The organism is Tepidiphilus sp. HLB4 (assembly GCF_054823945.1).
In genome coordinates this window covers 1-745 of the sequence record NZ_JSYB01000034.1, presented here as the reverse complement: position 1 = coordinate 745, position 745 = coordinate 1, and the positions used below count along the sequence as shown (strand labels likewise).

Annotated in this window: 1 protein-coding gene; it reads right to left on the bottom strand. The window is 61.2% G+C overall.

Annotated elements, in window-relative coordinates:
- Positions 1–36: 36 nt before the first annotated feature.
- Positions 37–745, bottom strand: a 709-nt coding sequence (locus OA56_RS06665; protein ID WP_461584199.1) for an IS256 family transposase, incomplete at its 5' end; no start/stop codon positions are given.

The following is a 745-nucleotide window of genomic DNA, read 5'->3' as shown; positions in this document are numbered from 1 at the left end:
CTGTAAATTTCCGTGGTGTTGGTCATGACGCCGGGGTTACGGGTTGAGGTTGAGATAGACCTTGCCGGTCATCCACTCGTCGTCGAGTTCGGCCAGCAGCGCCGAGACCAGGCGCAGGCAGGAATCCATGTTGGGGAAGATGCTGGCCACCCGGGTGCGTCGTCGCAGTTCCCGGTTGATGCGTTCCAGCCCGTTGGTGGTACGCAAACGGATACGGTGCGCAGCGGGGAAGTCGAACACCGTCAGGGATTCAGGAATCGCGGTTTCGGCCCACTCGGCCAGTTTCGGATGCTCCTTGCGCCAGGTGTCCAGGGCGGCTTTCAAAAGCCGCTCGGCTTCTGCCTTGTCCGGAGCATTGAAGATCGCGCGCAGTGTCGCGGCGACGTGCTTTTTCGCCTCCTGTCGGGTGACGAACTGGCCGGCGTTTTGCTGCAGATGGAACTGGCAACGCTGCCAGGGAACAGAAGGGAACACCGCTTTGCGGGCAGCTTTGAGGCCCGCATGATCATCCGCGATGATGAGCTTGATCCCGTGCAACCCTCTGGCAAGGAGGGATTCCAGGAAACGTCGCCAATTGATCTCGGCTTCCGACGTGGCCACCGTGCAACCGAGCACCCGCCGTTTGCCCGTCGCATCGACGCCGACGGCGATCAAGACGGCACAATCGACGATTCGCCCTTCCAGCCGCACTTTCTCGTAACGGGCATCCAAAAAGAGATAGGGCACTTCGCCCAGAGGACGCTCG